Raw genomic sequence first — 364 nt, 5'->3', positions numbered from 1 at the left:
ATTTTCTTTAAAACTGAAAAATCCTTCTGAAGTACCCACAAAATCAAGTACGAAAGCAGATTCCAATCCTATAGGCTGTGGAGCCACCTTCCGGTAGGCACGCTCTTCGTAGGCAAATTCAACCGGACAAAACATGCATGGAGTTGTAACCTGAGTCTGGTTATAATGAAACCCATCAAGATAATCAGTAATTTTGGTAGTGACATTTCCTGAACGCTCGGGAACTGATGTAAATTTTTTTCTGAGCTTTACACCGTCTGCCCTGTACAAATAATCCAAGTTATAGCTTCCAAAAGCAGGATTGTAGGGCTGAAAAATTGACATTTTTGAAGGAAGGTTCAAATGATTATAACGCATATTAAAT

The 364-nt window shown here is 38.5% G+C and carries 1 protein-coding gene; it reads right to left on the bottom strand.

From position 1 onward, the window contains the following. Window positions 1-324 (bottom strand): hypothetical protein (locus tag AC2A07_RS19765; protein WP_484051809.1); only part of this gene is annotated, 324 nt, incomplete at its 3' end. Window positions 325-364 lie beyond the last annotated feature (40 nt).

It is taken from the genome of Chryseobacterium sp. HNCC26DJ238 (assembly GCF_057180465.1).
Note: the sequence above shows the minus strand (reverse complement) of the source record. Positions and strands in the feature narration are given on the sequence as shown.